The 14564-nt window shown below is 73.5% G+C and carries 17 protein-coding genes; 12 read left to right on the top strand and 5 right to left on the bottom strand.

Features of this window, described 5'->3' with window-relative positions; translation table 11 throughout:
• Positions 1-3: 3 nt before the first annotated feature.
• Positions 4-873 (bottom strand): alpha/beta fold hydrolase, encoded by an 870-nt coding sequence (locus tag OG738_RS36650; RefSeq protein ID WP_329047871.1) that lies wholly within the window; start codon positions 871-873, stop codon positions 4-6.
• Positions 874-1269: 396 nt separating this feature from the next.
• Here OG738_RS36650 and OG738_RS36645 point away from each other — a divergent pair, with 396 nt between their 5' ends.
• A complete protein-coding gene (locus OG738_RS36645; protein ID WP_329047869.1) occupies positions 1270-1776 on the top strand; it encodes a VOC family protein in 507 nt (168 codons plus the stop codon).
• On the opposite strand, the gene OG738_RS36640 is transcribed toward OG738_RS36645, so the two are convergent.
• Positions 1773-2198, bottom strand: a complete 426-nt coding sequence (locus OG738_RS36640) for a DoxX family protein (protein ID WP_329047867.1) — start codon at positions 2196-2198, stop codon at positions 1773-1775. The two genes, OG738_RS36645 and OG738_RS36640, sit on opposite strands and share 4 nt — an antisense overlap.
• A 402-nt stretch (positions 2199-2600) precedes the next feature.
• Between OG738_RS36640 and OG738_RS36635 the strand changes: the two genes are divergently transcribed.
• The 8 genes from OG738_RS36635 (at position 2601) to rimO (ending at position 9161) form a co-directional block, all read left to right on the top strand.
• Positions 2601-3287 carry a TetR/AcrR family transcriptional regulator gene (locus OG738_RS36635; RefSeq protein ID WP_329047865.1) on the top strand — a complete coding sequence of 229 codons (687 nt, stop codon included), beginning with the start codon at positions 2601-2603 and terminating at the stop codon, positions 3285-3287.
• On the top strand, positions 3287-4390 hold the full coding sequence (locus tag OG738_RS36630) for an FAD-dependent oxidoreductase (RefSeq protein WP_329047863.1): 1104 nt from the start codon (positions 3287-3289) through the stop codon (positions 4388-4390). The genes OG738_RS36635 and OG738_RS36630 overlap by 1 nt, the downstream gene beginning before the upstream one ends.
• 16 nt (positions 4391-4406) lie before the next feature.
• Complete coding sequence (locus OG738_RS36625; RefSeq protein ID WP_329047862.1) at positions 4407-5105, top strand: alpha/beta fold hydrolase; 699 nt, start codon at positions 4407-4409, stop codon at positions 5103-5105.
• 24 nt (positions 5106-5129) lie between these two features.
• Positions 5130-6380: a helix-turn-helix domain-containing protein gene (locus OG738_RS36620; protein WP_329047861.1), complete on the top strand. Its 1251-nt coding sequence runs from the start codon at positions 5130-5132 to the stop codon at positions 6378-6380.
• Between the two features lie 85 nt (positions 6381-6465).
• Positions 6466-6717: a hypothetical protein gene (locus OG738_RS36615; RefSeq protein WP_329047859.1), complete on the top strand. Its 252-nt coding sequence runs from the start codon at positions 6466-6468 to the stop codon at positions 6715-6717.
• Positions 6718-6746: 29 nt separating this feature from the next.
• Positions 6747-7379 carry an NAD(P)H-dependent oxidoreductase gene (locus tag OG738_RS36610; protein WP_329047858.1) on the top strand — a complete coding sequence of 211 codons (633 nt, stop codon included), beginning with the start codon at positions 6747-6749 and terminating at the stop codon, positions 7377-7379.
• A 94-nt stretch (positions 7380-7473) separates the two neighbouring features.
• Positions 7474-7788, top strand: coding sequence for a hypothetical protein (locus tag OG738_RS36605; RefSeq protein ID WP_329047857.1), 315 nt, complete (start codon positions 7474-7476; stop codon positions 7786-7788).
• The gene (gene rimO / locus OG738_RS36600) at positions 7785-9161 is read left to right on the top strand and encodes a 30S ribosomal protein S12 methylthiotransferase RimO (RefSeq protein ID WP_442875968.1); all 1377 of its coding nucleotides are present in this window, start codon (positions 7785-7787) and stop codon (positions 9159-9161) included. The genes OG738_RS36605 and rimO overlap by 4 nt, the downstream gene beginning before the upstream one ends.
• Here rimO and bla read toward each other — a convergent pair.
• The gene (bla, locus tag OG738_RS36595) at positions 9145-10041 is read right to left on the bottom strand and encodes a class A beta-lactamase (protein WP_329047854.1); all 897 of its coding nucleotides are present in this window, start codon (positions 10039-10041) and stop codon (positions 9145-9147) included. The two genes, rimO and bla, sit on opposite strands and share 17 nt — an antisense overlap.
• 107 nt (positions 10042-10148) lie before the next feature.
• On the opposite strand from bla, the gene OG738_RS36590 reads away from it, so the two are divergent.
• Both OG738_RS36590 and OG738_RS36585 read left to right on the top strand, forming a co-directional pair.
• Complete coding sequence (locus OG738_RS36590; RefSeq protein ID WP_329047852.1) at positions 10149-11015, top strand: LysR family transcriptional regulator; 867 nt, start codon at positions 10149-10151, stop codon at positions 11013-11015.
• Complete coding sequence (locus OG738_RS36585; protein WP_329047851.1) at positions 11012-11914, top strand: serine hydrolase; 903 nt, start codon at positions 11012-11014, stop codon at positions 11912-11914. Before OG738_RS36590 ends, OG738_RS36585 begins: the two co-directional genes overlap by 4 nt.
• A 690-nt stretch (positions 11915-12604) precedes the next feature.
• On the opposite strand, the gene OG738_RS36580 is transcribed toward OG738_RS36585, so the two are convergent.
• Positions 12605-13171, bottom strand: coding sequence for a cysteine hydrolase family protein (locus OG738_RS36580; RefSeq protein ID WP_329047849.1), 567 nt, complete (start codon positions 13169-13171; stop codon positions 12605-12607).
• Between the two features lie 54 nt (positions 13172-13225).
• On the opposite strand from OG738_RS36580, the gene OG738_RS36575 reads away from it, so the two are divergent.
• Positions 13226-13507, top strand: coding sequence for a hypothetical protein (locus tag OG738_RS36575; protein WP_329047848.1), 282 nt, complete (start codon positions 13226-13228; stop codon positions 13505-13507).
• Positions 13508-13524: 17 nt separating this feature from the next.
• Here the strand turns inward: OG738_RS36575 and selD are convergent, their stop codons facing one another.
• Positions 13525-14517 (bottom strand): selenide, water dikinase SelD, encoded by a 993-nt coding sequence (gene selD / locus OG738_RS36570; RefSeq protein ID WP_329047847.1) that lies wholly within the window; start codon positions 14515-14517, stop codon positions 13525-13527.
• Positions 14518-14564: the final 47 nt, after the last annotated feature.

The following is a 14564-nucleotide window of genomic DNA, read 5'->3' as shown; positions in this document are numbered from 1 at the left end:
CGGCTAATCTGCCATGACGCCCGCGAACTCGACGATGTGCCCGGCCAGCGCGGCGGGCTGGTCCTCGGAGACGAACGCGTAGGAGTCCGGGATCTCCACCAGCTTCGCGTCCGGCAGCAGCTCGGCGAGCCGGTGCGCCAGCCGGATCGGGAACAGCTTGTCCTCCGGGGCCCACGCGAGCAGCACCGGCCGGTCGAACGTCCGCAGCGCCTCCGCGGCGGCGAGCGTGTGCCGCGGGTGGACGTCGCGCAGCAGCTTGCGCAGGTCGCGCCGCACCCCGGCGGACTTGCGCAGCGGCGAGAGGTAGGCCTGGGCGACGGCGTCCGGCAGCGGCCGCTTGACCACCCAGCCGAAGAGCACGGGCAGCGGGTACAGCGCCCGGATCCGCAGCAGCTGCCCGAGCACCGCCATCGAACCGGGGATCCGGGCGACCGCGGGCAGGGGCTTGAAGATCGGCGGGAAGAAGTACTCGAAGCAGTCCGACGGCGTGAGCACGACCCGCCCGACCCGCTCCGGACGGCGGCTGAGCAGGATCTGCGTGAGCGCGCCGCCGGTGTCGTTCGCGACGAGCGTGACGTCCCGCAGGTCGAGCGCGTCGAGGAAGTCCGCGATCAGGTCGGCGTTGCCGGCCGGGGAGAGGTCGGCGTCCGCGCGCATCGGGAGGTCGTGCGAGCCGAGCGGCAGATCCGGGGCGAGGCACCGGAACCCGGCGGCGGCGACGTCGGGCACCACCTTCCGCCACAGCTGCGCGTTCGTCAGCACGCCGTGGACGAACACCACCGGGGCGCCTGCGCCCCGCTCGAAGTACCGCACCTCGCCGGCGGGCAGCGGGACCCGGTGCTCCTGGCCCAGGGATTCGCTCCGTTGCGTCATGGGACGAGAATACATACATGGTGTATGTATGTAAATGAGCCGCGGTTCTCCTGCGGAAGGCTCGCGGAGCTGGTGGTGGGAGAGCGGCACGATCGGCCGAGGGTGCGGTGGTGCCCCGGACTTGGCTTCGGGGAAAGGTCGGACCCGGGACACCACCGCCCGCGGGACAGCTGACACGGTGTCCTGCGGTGGATCCACCCTACGAACCGCCGGCGCGCCTGACCAGGGCCTCGATGCGGTGTCGAAGGTTTGTCGCCCGGTCGGTCACCAGGCGTACCGAGAGTGGGTCTCGGTGAGCGCCTCGTCGGGCACCGGCTCGTCCGGCGGTGGGCGGCTTCGCCCGTGGTAGCCTGAAGTTGAAACTTCAATCTATGCGTGCCGCGTGCGGGAGCCCCGATGTCGATCTTTCGCCTGAACCACGCCGTGCTCTACGTCCGGGATCTGGCCGAAAGCGTCGCGTTCTACCGGGACGTGCTGGGCTTCGACTACATCGAGGGCGGCGACGTCCACCGCGGCGCGGCGTTCCTGCGAGCGCCCGGTTCGACGAACGACCACGACCTCGGCCTGTTCGAGCTCGGCTCGCACGCCGCCGACTCGGGCGCGGGGCGGACGTCGGTGGGGCTGTACCACCTGGCGTGGGAGGTCGACACGCTCGGCGACCTCGAGCGGCTCGCCGGCCGTCTCCAGGCGGCCGGCGCGCTCGTCGGCTCGTCCGATCACGGAACGACGAAGTCCTTGTACGCCAAGGATCCCAGCGGGCTCGAGTTCGAGGTCGTCTGGATCATCCCGCGCGACCTGCTGACCGACGACGACCGCGCGAAGAGCGGCGCGCTCGACCTCGCGGGTGAGCTGGCGAAGTACGGCCCCGATGCCCGCAGCGGCGTCGGGATCTCCCGCCCTTAGGCCGTGACGTGGTCCCGCGCCGGTTCGGAAGCCCGGCTCAGGGCCGGGAGGTTGCCGAGCGCGAAGCGGCCCGGGCCGACGAACGCGATCGCGAGCAGGCTCCAGCAGAACAGCGTCGCCGCTTCGCCGCCGTTCTGGATCGGGAACAGGCCGGTCGGCAGGTGCACGGTGAAGTACGCGAACGCCATCGAGCCGGAGCCGAGCACCGCCGCCACCCGGGTGCCGAGGCCCAGGCAGACCAGGGCGCCGCAGACCAGCTGGATCACCGCCGCCCACCAGCCCGGCCACGTCCCGACGGCGGTGGGCGCCTTCGCGCCGAACAGGCCGAACACCGTTTTCAGGCCGTGGCAGGCGAACAGGAAGCCAATGACGATGCGGTAGAGCCCGATGACGTGGTCGCGGGCCGGGTCCAGGCGGGACATGGGTGCCTCCGGTGACGGGTGCGGGCGGCATCGGGTGAGGCCGGCGGTCTCGCCGGCGTCCGTGGATTCGGTGTAGTGCAGATATACCGCTCGTGAAGAAGTAACGCACCCCCCGAAAGTCGCTTAACCGGTTTTCCGGCGGAGCAATTGCGACCAGTTGCCGCAATGGTCTATACCTTAATGTTTAGCTTACGGTAAAACGGAAACCGCCAGACGGGTGATCTTGCGGAAGTGGTCCAGACCAGTAAGGAAACTGGTCCGTGTTTCGCCATTGTTTCCGATTCTTTTCGGGTGCGCGTAGGCATGCCTCCGGGTGGCGCGGTCCGGACGCGGTAACCGACGTCTCACAAACATGTTCGCCCCGAACGTGCTCGGAACGAACATGTTCGCTACAGTGGGGGCATGACTCCGGACAGCACCTACAACCGCCGGGAGCGCCCGGCGAAACCGGCGTTGACCCGCGAAGGGATCGTGGCGACCGCCGTCGCGGTCATGCGCGCCGAAGGCGTCGAGCGCGTCACCATGCGCCGGCTCGCCAAGGAGCTGGACACCGGGCCCGCCTCGCTCTACGTGTACGTCGAGGACACCGAAGAACTGCACGCCGCGGTGCTCGACGAACTGCTCGCCGAGGTCGACCTCGGCGGGGCGGGGGACTGGCGTACGCGCCTGTGGGCGGTGCTGGACTCCTACCGGTCGGTGCTGTTCGCGCACCCGAGCCTCGCCCGGGTCGCGCTGGTGACGCGGCTGAGCGGGCCGCACTACCTGGCTCTCGTCGAGAGGGTGCTCGCGCTGCTCGACGAGGGTGGCATGGCGCCCGGGCAGGCGGCCTGGGCGGTCGACGTCCTGCTGCTGACCGCCACGGCGACCGCCGTCGAACACGGCACCCGGCGGGAGAAGCCGGGTGCCGCCCGCGAGCACGAGGTCATGGTCGACTCGGTGGCCACCGCGTCCCCGCAGACCCATCCGCACATCGCCGCGCTGGCCACCGACCTGGTGTCCGGCCCCGGCCCCGCCCGCGCGCGGTGGGCGTTCGACGCACTGCTCAACGGCGCGCTCGCCACCCCGCGCCCCGAACCGGAGGAGACCTGATGACCCGGATCGCCATCGTCGGCGGTGGCCTCGGCGGCCTCACGCTGGCCCGCGTCCTGCACACCCGCGGAATCGCGTCGACCGTCCACGAGCTCGACGCGGCACCCACTGCCCGGGACCAGGGCGGCACGCTGGACCTGCACGAGGAGTCCGGTCAGCGCGCGCTCGCCGAAGCGGGCCTGATCGAGCAGTTCCGCGCCGTCGCCAGGGAAGAAGGCGAGGCGCTGCGCATCCTCGACCGCGACGGCGTCGTCCGGTTCGAGGAGGGCGCCGAAGCGAGTGGCGGCACCCGGCCCGAGGTGGATCGCGGGGCACTCAAGCGGATCCTGGTCGAGTCCCTGCCGGACGGCGTCGTCCGCTGGGGCAGCAAGGTGACCGCGGTGTCCGCCGGCCGGCTCACCCTGGGCACCGGCGAGATCGTCGAAGCCGACCTGGTCGTCGGCGCGGACGGTGCCTGGTCGAAGGTCCGGCCGCTGCTGTCGGAGGCGGTGCCGGGCTACTCCGGACTGTCGTTCGTGGAGGCCCATCTGTCCGATGTGGACGAAAAGCACCCCGCCGCGGCCGCGCTCGTCGGCCCGGGGTCGATGTTCGCGCTGGCCGACGGGCTGGGCCTGATCGCCCAGCGCAACGGCGGCGGCCGGATCCGCGTGTACGCCGCCCTGCGGACCCAAGACCCCGCCGAGATCGTGGACCTGGCCGACCGCGGACGCCTGCTCGACGTCTTCGCCGGCTTCCACCCGGGGCTGCGCGCCCTCGTCGGGGAAAGCGACGGCCCGCTGATCCCGCGCCCGATCCACGCGCTGCCGGTCGGCCACCGGTGGGCGCGGGTGCCGGGCGTGACCCTGCTCGGCGACGCCGCGCACGTGATGTCGCCGTTCGCGGGCGAGGGCGCGAACCTCGCCATGCTCGACGCCACCGAGCTGGCCCTCGCCCTGGCCGGCCACGACGACGTCGAAAGCGCTCTCACGGCGTACGAAACCGCGCTGTTCCCGCGGGCGGAAGAAGCTGCCCGCGACTCCGCCGACAACCTCGAATCCTGCTTCCGGCCGGACGCGCCCCGCGCGATGGTCGAGCAGATGCTGGCCCACGCCGCGCACCACTGACCGAACGGACAAGACCGTGACCCGAACGCTGCGTCCCCACCCGGGACTGGACATCCCCCTCGTCGACACCGGCAGCGGCGACCGCACCGTGCTGGTCCTGCACGGCGGCGCCGGACCGCGCGGTGTCGAGCCGATCGTCGAGCACTTCGCGCAGCGCGCCCGCGTGCTCGCGCCGACGCACCCGGGCTGGGCGGGCACGCCGCGCCCGGACTGGTTCTCGGGCGTCGACGACCTGGCCGTCACCTACCTCGACCTCCTGGACGACGAGGACGCCGACGACGTGCTCGTGGTCGCCAGCTCCTTCGGCGGCTGGGTCGCGTCGGAAATGGCCGTCCGCGACCGCGGGCACCGGATCGGCCGGCTGGTGCTCCTCGACGGCATCGGCGCCGACGTCGAAGGCCACCCGATCAGCCTGCCGCAGCCGCCGCCCGGCGCGCCCGGGCCGGACCCCGCGGACCTGGCGACGCTGCGGGCGTACGGGGGCCCGCGCACCGCCGACCCGAAGCTGCTGCGCCGCCTCGCCCGCGTCCGGATCCCGGCGCTGCTGGTCTGGGGCGCGGACGACGTCGTCGTGCCGCCGGAGTTCGGAAAGGCCTACGCGGCCGCGTTCGCCGACGCGCGGTTCGAGGTCGTCGCCGGTGCGGGGCACGTGCCGCACGTTCAGGCTCCGGCCGCAACGTTCGCCTTGATCGACGAGTTCACCGGACGAGCTTGATCGTTCACCCCGTAGAGTAGGTCCATGGTGGACGAAGAAGCCGTCTCGGAGCGCATCCGGCAGATCGCCGCCACCCTCGCGGACCGGGCCGCCGAGCTGGCCGGGGAGCTGGTCCAGCTGTACGCGGCCGACCTGCCGCAGCTGGTCAACGACGACGAGCGCATGGTGAGCCTGCTGTCGGCGAGCGTGTACCAGAACATCGAGACCGCGCTGCAGATCTTCCAGCACGGCATCGATCCCTCCACCGTCGAGCCGCCGGCCGCGGCCGTGGAGTACGCGCGCCGGCTGGCGCAGCGCGGCACGCCGGTGTTCGACCTGATCCTGGCCTACGACCTCGGGCAGGCCGCGATGCTCGACTTCGGGTTCCAGGAGTGCACCCGGCTGGTCGACGACGCGGCCCTGCTCGGGGCCATCATGCGCCGGCTGCTCAAGGTCGCCTACGAGTTCATCACGCGGGTGGTGCGCCAGCTCGTGAGCGTCTACCAGGACGAACGCGACAAGTGGCTGCTCAACCGGAGTGCCGCGCGGGCGGCGAAGGTGCTGGAGCTGCTGGGCGAGAACGGCGGACCGCCGGACCTCGACGCCGCCGAGGCCGTGATCGGCTACCGGCTGCGCGGCACGCACGTGGGCATGGTCGTCTGGCACGCATCCGAATCCCACGACGTGCTGTCGCTGCTGGAGTCGGTCGCGGGCGCGGTGCTCGAGCGCGCCGGCGGCCAGGGGCGTCCGCTGTTCGTGCCCCGCGACGAAGCCGGCGCGTGGGCGTGGCTGCCGGTCGCGTCGGTCCGCCGCGAGCACCTCGACGCGGCGCTCGCGGAGGCCGACCCGGGGGTGCGCGTGACGGTCGGCGACCCCGGCACCGGCGTCGCCGGCTTCCGCGACACCCACCAGCAGGCCCGCCGGGTGCACGCGCTCGCGCTGGCCGCCGGCGAGCACTGCGACCGCGTGCTGACCTTCCGCGAGGTCGGCACGGTCGCACTGATGACGACCGACCTCAACGCGGCCCGGCTGTGGGTCGCGAGCACCCTCGGGCCGCTGAGCGCCGACGACGAGAACTGCGCGCGGCTGCGGGACACCCTGCGCGTGTTCCTCGCGTCCGGTGGTAGCTACACGGCGGCCGCGGGCGAGCTGACCATGCACAAGAACTCCGTGCAGTACCGCGTCCGCAAGGCGCAGGAGCTGCTGCCGCGCGGGCTCTCGGACAGCCGCCTGGACGTCGAGCTCGCCCTCAACCTGAGCCACCGCCTGGGCGCGGCCGTGCTGTCGCCGGCGTGACTTTGGTGTCCTGGACCACACCCGCCGAAGATCGTTGGTACGCGGGCACGAAGCCGGAATGCCCCGTTCGGCCTACCTTTCGGCTATGGGTGAGAACGGTGGGATGCTCGCGTTGGTGCGGCTACGCCGAGGCGTCGTCGGCGAAAGCAGACGAGTCTGCCACCTGATCCCCGTTCCGCCCGCGGGCGCGGTGCCGGCGCAGCTGACGGCCCTGTGCGGCGAGGCGATCTTTCCCGGCGAAGCCGAGGTGCTCGACGGGCTGCGCGGGATGCCGTGTCACGGGTGCCTGATGGAGAGCGCGCCGTCGGGGCCGGGCCTGCTGGCGAACGCGGGCTGAGCCGCCGCGCCCCGTGGCAGGCTGACGGGGTGATCGACGAGACGTCCCGGCCGGTGCTGGTGCTGCTGGCCCATCCCCGGCCGGGCAGCTTCAACCACGCGCTCGCCGCGCGGGTGAGCGACGCGCTGACCCGCGCCGGGCGCCCGGTGCTGTTCCACGACCTGTACGCCGAACGCTTCGACCCGGTGCTGACCGCGGACGAGGCCTACACGAGCGGGACCCGGGCGGAGGAGTTCCTCGCCGCCGAACCGGATCCGCTGGTGCGGCGGCACCGCGAGGAGCTGCGCGAGGCGGGTGGGCTCGTCGCGATCCACCCGAACTGGTGGGGCAAGCCGCCGGCCATCCTCAGCGGCTGGCTGGACCGGATCCTCGTCCCCGGCGTCGCGTACCGCCTCGACGACGCGGGTGGTGCGCCGGAGTCGCTGCTCTCGCTGCGCCGGCTGCTGGTCGTGAACACCTCCGACACCACCGAGGAGCGCGAGCGGACGCTCTTCGGCGACCCGCTCGACGCCATCTGGCGGCGCTGCCTCGCGCCGTACCTCGGTGAGCCGGACGTGCGCCGGCTGGTGTTGCGCGTGGTCGCCGACACGGACGAGCGGCGCCGCGCCGGGTGGCTCGACGACGTCGAAACCGAGGTGCGGCAGGCGTTCGCCGGTCAGTGACCGGTTCCGGCCACTTCCGGTGCAGGCCTTGAGCCGGTTTCGCGGGGCGTGCGATTCTCGGTTCGACCCGGCACCGGACGCCCGAGGGGGAACCGTGAGCATGCTCGAGCGGATGGCCGAAGAACGCCGTCGCCGCAAGGAAACCGCCCCGGAGGCACCGGCCGGGCAGCAGTGGGGCACCTGCGTCGGTGTCCACGAGGTCGGCGACCGGCGGCGCAAGGTGGCGCGCGTGCTGCTGGCCAGCGGCATGGTGATCACCGCGTACCTGCCGCTGAACGCCCTGGTTCCGGCGGTCGACTCGCCGGTGCTCGTGCAGACCCGCGCGATCGGCGACGAGGGCCACGGCCGGGGTGCCGTCGTGCCCGCGATCGGCGACCAGCCGGGGCACGGCCAGATCGTCGTGCACTGACCGCCGTGCGCACCTTCTCCCTGGTGACCCTGGGCTGCGCGCGCAACGAGGTCGACTCCGACGAACTGGCCGCCCGGCTCGGCGGCTCGGGCTGGCGCCTCGCCGAGTCCGGGGCCGACGCCGACGTCGTGGTGGTGAACACCTGCGGCTTCATCGAAGCGGCCAAGAAGGAGTCCGTCGACGCCGTCCTCGCCGCGTCCGGGAAGGGCGCGAAGGTCGTCGCGGTGGGCTGCATGGCCGAGCGTTATGGGCGGGAGCTGGCCGACGCGCTGCCCGAGGCCGACGCCGTCCTGTCGTTCGACGACTACCCGGAAATCGGCGAGCGCGTCGAGGACGTCCTGCTCGGGCGAGCGCACCCGGCGCACACGCCGCGCGACCGGCGGACGCTCCTGCCGATCACCCCGGTGCAGCGGCCCGCGGCGACGGCCGCGCACGTACCCGGGCACGGCCCGGCGAGTGGCCCGCCGGTGCTGCGGCACCGGCTCGGCGGCGGCCCGATCGCGTCGCTCAAGCTGGCGTCGGGCTGCGACCGGCGGTGCACGTTCTGCGCGATCCCGAGCTTCCGCGGCGCGTTCGTCTCACGCCCGCCCGCCGAGATCCTGGCCGAAGCCGAGTGGCTGGCCGGTCACGGCGTCCGGGAACTGGTGCTGGTCAGCGAGAACTCGACGTCGTACGGCAAGGATCTCGGCGATCTCCAGGCGCTGGAGAAGCTGCTGCCGAAGCTCGCCGCCGTCGCCGGCCGGGTCCGGGTGAGCTACCTGCAGCCTGCCGAGCTGCGCCCCGGTCTCGTCGAGGTGATCGCCGGGACGCCGGGCGTCGCGCCGTACTTCGACCTGTCGTTCCAGCACGCGAGCGGCCCGGTGCTGCGCCGGATGCGCCGGTTCGGCGACCGGGAACGGTTCCTGCAGCTGCTGGAGCGGATCCGGGCGGTGGCGCCGGACGCCGGGGTGCGCTCCAACTTCATCGCGGGGTTCCCCGGCGAGACCGACGCCGACTTCGCCGAGCTGAAGCTCTTCCTGGAGCAGGCGCGGTTCGACGCGACCGGCGTCTTCGGCTATTCGGACGAGGACGGCACCGAGGCCGCCGGCCTGCCGGACAAGGTTCCGGCCCCGGTGCTCGCCCAGCGCGTCGAGGAGTTGTCGCTCCTCGCCGACGACGTGGTCTCCCGTCGCGCCGAGGAACGGCTCGGTGCGGTCGTCGAAGTGCTCGTCGGGACCGGCGGCCACGGCTGGGCCGCCCACCAGGGTCCCGAGGTCGACGGGCACGTGACGTTCGCCGGGGCGACGCCGGAACCGGGTTCGCTCGTGCGGGCCGAGGTCGTCGGCACCCACGGCGTCGACCTGCGGGCGCGCGTCCTCACCGAAGACCGCTGAGGACGAGCTTCGCCGCCTGCGCGATCAGCCGGTCGTCGGGCGTAGCGTCCTTCGCCTTCTTGTCGGACATGACCACCAGCACGATCGGCGCGCGCGCCGGCGGCCAGACGACGGCGATGTCGTTGCGGGTCGCGTAGTCGCCGGTGCCGGTCTTGTCCGCGACGGCCCAGCCCGCGGGCGCGCCCGCCCGGATCAGGGCCGCGCCGGTGGTGTTGGCGCGCATCATGTCGGTGAGGACGGTCCGCTTCTCCGGCGGCAGCGCCGTGCCGAGGGTGAACGCGCGGAGGCTGAGGGCCATCGCGCGCGGCGTGCTGGTGTCGCGGACGTCGCCCGGCGCGAGGTCGTTGAGGCCGGGTTCCACCCGGTCGACGTGGGTGGTCGTGTCACCGATCCCGCGCAGCGCGGCGGTGAGCCCCTGCGGGCCGCCGAGTTCCCGGAACAGCAGGTTCGCGGCGGTGTTGTCGCTGTAGCGCAGGGCCGCGTCCATCGCGTCACGCAGGGGAATGCCGGTGGTGACGTGCTTTTCGGTGACCGGCGAGTTCGGCTGCAGGTCGGCCCGGGTGTACTTCAGCACCTTCGCCAGGTCGTCGAGGCTCGTGCGCTGCAGAACGGCGCCGGAGGAGAACACCTTGTGCGTCGAGGCGTAGCCGAAGCGTTCGTCGGCGCGGTGGGCGAGCTCGCGACCGGAACCGGTGTCCACCGCGTACACGCCGAGCCGGGCGTCGAACTCACGCTCCAGGGGCGCGAAGTCCACTGGCGAGGCGACGGCCGTGGTCGACGGCGCTGGTGCGGCCGGCGCCGGGGCTTCGGCGGTGCAGGCGGTGAGCGACCCGAGGGCCAGCGCGACGAGCACGGCCCGCCGGACGGAAGTAAACGGCACAGGACCCCTTTCCGATCTTGATCGACCTTCGCAGTCTCACCGCGTTCGCTCATGCTGTCCAAGACGGAAGTGCGCGGTTCGATGCCGGAATCGCATAGAGTGGGGTCGTGGACCTGGTCGGCGGCTGCAGGGCGTTCGTGAGCGTGAGCGAGGCGGGGAGCTTCACGGCGGGCGCGGCGGTCGCGCGCATCCCGCAGCCGGTCGCGAGCCGGCGCATCGCGGCGCTGGAGCGGCACTTCGGCGAACGGCTCTTCGACCGCTCGACCCGCCGGGCGCAGCTCACGCCGTTCGGGCGCGACGTGCTCCCCTCGGCGAAGCGGCTGGTGCAGCTGGCCGACGCGCTGGACCACGACGCGCGGCAGGCGCGGCTGCGGCCGCTGCGCGTGGCCGTCCCGGACACCTGCGGCGTGCGCGAGCTGGCCGAGCTGGCCGCCGAGGCCCGCGCGCAGGAGGTGCACCTCGAGTTCCGCGTCGCGCCGCCGGGGGAGCGGGCCGAGCTCGTCCGCACGCAGGAGGTGCGGGCGGCGCTCGTCGCGGTCCCGGCCGACGAAGGGGTGTGGTCCGTGCCGCTGGGGCTGGCCGCAGTGGTGGCCCCGCAAGCACGGGTCGTGCACCTGGAGACGTTGCGGACCGGCCGGTCCGGCGGCCCGCGCCGGCACGTCCGGATCCAGCCCGAGGACGACGTCCCGCACGTCCGCGACCGGCTGCTGCGGGTGCGCGACGCCGTGGGCCTGCTGCCCGCCCAGGTCGAGGTGGCCGGCTCGCTGACCGCGGCGGCCGCGGCGGTGTTCGGGTCGGCGGACCTCCTGCTGTGCTCGGCCGCGCAGGCCGGCGAGCTGGGCCTGCACTGGCGGCCGGTCGGCGAAGTCTCGTTGGCGCGTGGCTTCGGCGTCGCCGCCGCGCTGGGTGCGGACGCCGACCGCTTGCGCGGATGGCCGGCCGCGGTAGGGCGTTGCCTGGGGGTCGAGGCGTGACGGCGGAGGCGCTGGTCCGGCGGCTGCGGGCCGAGCTGGACGAAGGCGGGCTGCGCGGCTCGTTCCTGGTCCGCGACCTGCGGTCCGGGCACGAGCTGGGGATCGACCCGGACCGGGTGTACCCGATCGCGTCACTGGTCAAGGTCCCCCTGGCGGCGGCGACCCTGGAGCGCATCCGCCTTGGCGAACTGGACGGCGCGACGCAACTGGAGGTCGCGCCCGGCGGCGTCACCACCCCCGGGCCGATCGGGTTGACGCGGTTCCGCCACCCGGCCCGGGTCGCCGTCGACGACCTGCTGTACCTGAGCACGGCGCTGAGCGACGGCGTGGCGGCCGACGTCCTGTTCGGCCTGACCCGACCGGACGTCGTCATGCGCACGCTGGCCGGCTGGGGCCTGCGCGGAATCGCCGTGCGGCACCTGATGGCGGACCTCGTCGACACGCCGGCCGAGCGCTTCGACGCGGGCGAGGCCGACCTGGCGCACGCGCTGGCGATCGGCGCGGGCACGGCCGGCCGGGGACATCGCCTGCCCCAGCTCGACGTCACGCGCGCGAACGCGGCATCGGCGCGGGCCGTGCTCGAGCTGCTGCAGGCACTGTGGACGCCGTCGCCCATCGACCCGACGGTGGCGGCGGGCGTGCGGGAGCTGATGGCGCACAACGTGATCCGCCACCGCCTGACGCCCGACTTCGCATCGGACGCGGCGCGGTGGTCGTCGAAGACGGGAACGCTGCTGAACCTGCGGCACGAGGCGGGGGTCGTCGAGCACGCGGACGGCCGGGTGTTCGGCGTGGTGGCGCTGACGGAGTCCAGGGTCCCGGCGGTCCTGCAGCCCGAGGCGGACGTGCTGATGGCCCGGGTGGCCCGGGCCCTGCGCGACCACCTGCGCGGGGCGTGAAGATCGGCTCGGAGAACCTTGACGAGCGCGGCGGCCGCGGGTGGGCGATGCCGGACCGTGGCGGCGAGTCGGGGCTTCGCGCGGCCGCCGAGTGGCCGCCGCCTCGCCTGGTCCGCGGCGCCGGCCGGGCACCCACCGCCGCCGAGTGGCCGCCGCCTCGCCTGGTCCGCGGCGCCGGCCGGGCACCCACCGCCGCCGAGTGGCCGCCGCCTCGCCTGGTCCGCGGCGCCGGCCGGGCACCCACCGCCGCCGAGTGGCCGCCGCCTCGCCTGGTCCGCGGCGCCGGCCGGGCACCCACCGCCGCCGAGTGGCCGCCGCCTCGCCTGGTCCGCGGCGCCGGCCGGGCACCCACCGCCGCCGAGTGGCCGCCGCCTCGCCTGGTCCGCGGCGCCGGCCGGGCACCCACCGCCGCCGAGTGGCCGCCGCCTCGCCTGGTCCGCGGCGCCGGCCGGGCACCCACCGCCGCCGAGTGGCCGCCGCCTCGCCTGGTCCGCGGCGCCGGCCGGCCACCGACCGCCACGAGTTGGCGATTCCGCGCTACCGCCGCCGGAAGCCGTGATGGCACGGAATGCTGGGCGTGGCCCGGTAGGCAACCTCCTCGGCCGCGTGCGTCCCCTCTCGGCGATGGAGCTGCCGCGAAGACCGCGCCTGGTCACCGCCGACGGCGAGTTCCACACCGGCCGGACTCGCTCAGGCCTGAGCCTTCACCCCGAACTCCACCTCCGCCGTCTTCACCGTTTCCGCCGTGCGGCCCGGCGCGGTGTGGTACTGCCAGTACAGGTTCGTGTGCGCGATGACCTCCCCGGGCCCCGGGGCCCCGTACGCGGACAAGTCCTCGGTCGTGTGCGCGTCCGACACCAGTGTCGCGTCGTAGCCGCGGGTGATCGCGCCGTGCAGCGTGGACCTGATGCACGCGTCCGTCTGGGCGCCCGCCACCACCAGCCGGCCGATGCCGCGCTCGGCCAGCAGCGCTTCGAGGTCCGTGTCCTCGAACGAGTCGCCGTAAGCCTTGTGCACCAAGGGTTCCGGCTCGCGCCGGACCAGCTCCGGGACGTACTCCCACACCTCGCTCCCGCGGGGCAGCTCGTCGCTGGTGTGCTGCACCCACACCACCTCGACCCCGTTCGCGCGCGCCTTTTCGACCAGGGCGGTGATGTTCGCGAGGACGGCCGAACGGTCGTGAGCGCCCTGCATGACGCCGTTCTGCACGTCGACGACGAGCAGGGCGGTGTTCGGTCGGTCGGTCAGTGTCGTCATGCCGTCACCTTAACCGCGGGCACCGACAGTTTCCGCGACGTAGCATCACCGGCCATGGACTACGGGATGCTGCTGCTCGGGATCGTCCTGCTCGTCGTGGTCGTCGGCCTGGGCTCGTCGGCCACCGAACGCAGGCTCAGCCGCCGGCTCGAGCGGATGGAACGGAAGCTGGACGCGATCGTCGCGCAGCTCGGCGTGACCGTCGAGGAGCCGGGGCTCGCCGAGGTCACCGCGCTGCTGCGCGAAGGCAAGAAGATCCAGGCGATCAAGACCTACCGCGAGCGCACGGGCGCCGACTTGAAGGAAGCGCGCGACGCCGTCGAGCGGCTCGCTTAGGGCGGCGGCCGCGAAACTCAGCCGGCGACGATCGTGTGGTCCCCGCGCGGCACCAGCTCCCCGATCACCGGGTGCCCCGGCAGCTCTCCGGCCACCAGCAGCCCGCCGGACGTCTGCGCGTCGGCCAGCAGCAGGGCTTCGTCGGACGAGATCCGGGACAGGTCCGCGTGCGGGCGCACCCAGTCGAGGTTGCGGCGCGTGCCGCCGCTGACGTACCCGTCGCGCAGGGCTTCGCGCGCCCCGTCCAGGTAGGGGACCGCCGCCGGGTCGAGGCGGGCGGTGACGCCGCTGGCCCTGGCCAGCTTGTGCAGGTGGCCGAGCAGGCCGAAGCCGGTGACGTCGGTGGCGCAGACGGCTCCGGCGGCGAGCGCGGCCCGCGCGGCGGCGTCGTTCAACGTCGTCATGACGTCGATCGCCTGCGCGAACCGTTCGCCGGTGGCCTTGTGCCGCGAGTTGAGCACGCCGATCCCGAGCGGTTTCGTGAGCGTCAGCGGCACGCCCGCGCGGCCGGCGTCGTTGCGCAGCAGCCGCGAAGGATCCGCGATGCCGGTGACGGCGAGGCCGTACTTCGGCTCCGGGTCGTCGATGCTGTGCCCGCCGGCCAGGTGGCAGCCCGCCTTGCCGCAGACGTCGAGGCCGCCGCGCAGCACCTCGCCGGCCAGCTCGAAGGGCAGCTTCTCCCGCGGCCAGCCGAGCAGGTTGACCGCCACCACCGGCGTGCCGCCCATGGCGTAGACGTCGGACAGCGCGTTGGCCGCGGCGATCCGGCCCCAGTCGTAGGCGTCGTCGACGACCGGGGTGAAGAAGTCGGTGGTCGCGATGAGCGCGGTCGACCCGGAGATCCGGACCGCGGCCGCGTCGTCGCCGGTGTCGAGGCCGACGAGCAGCTCGCCGACGGGGTCGGCGGGGGAGCTGCCGGTGAGGCCGCGGACGGCCTCCTCCAGCTCGCCGGGCGGGATCTTGCACGCACAGCCGCCGCCGTGCGCGTACTGCGTCAGTCGGAAAGCCACGGGTTCATCGTGCCCGTTCGCCGCAACCTTGGCAGGATGACCGCATG

The sequence above is a fragment of the Amycolatopsis sp. NBC_01488 genome (assembly GCF_036227105.1).
In the GTDB taxonomy this organism is placed as follows: domain Bacteria; phylum Actinomycetota; class Actinomycetes; order Mycobacteriales; family Pseudonocardiaceae; genus Amycolatopsis.
The sequence above is the reverse complement of the archived record's forward strand: the minus strand, read 5'-3'. Positions and strand labels throughout refer to the sequence as shown.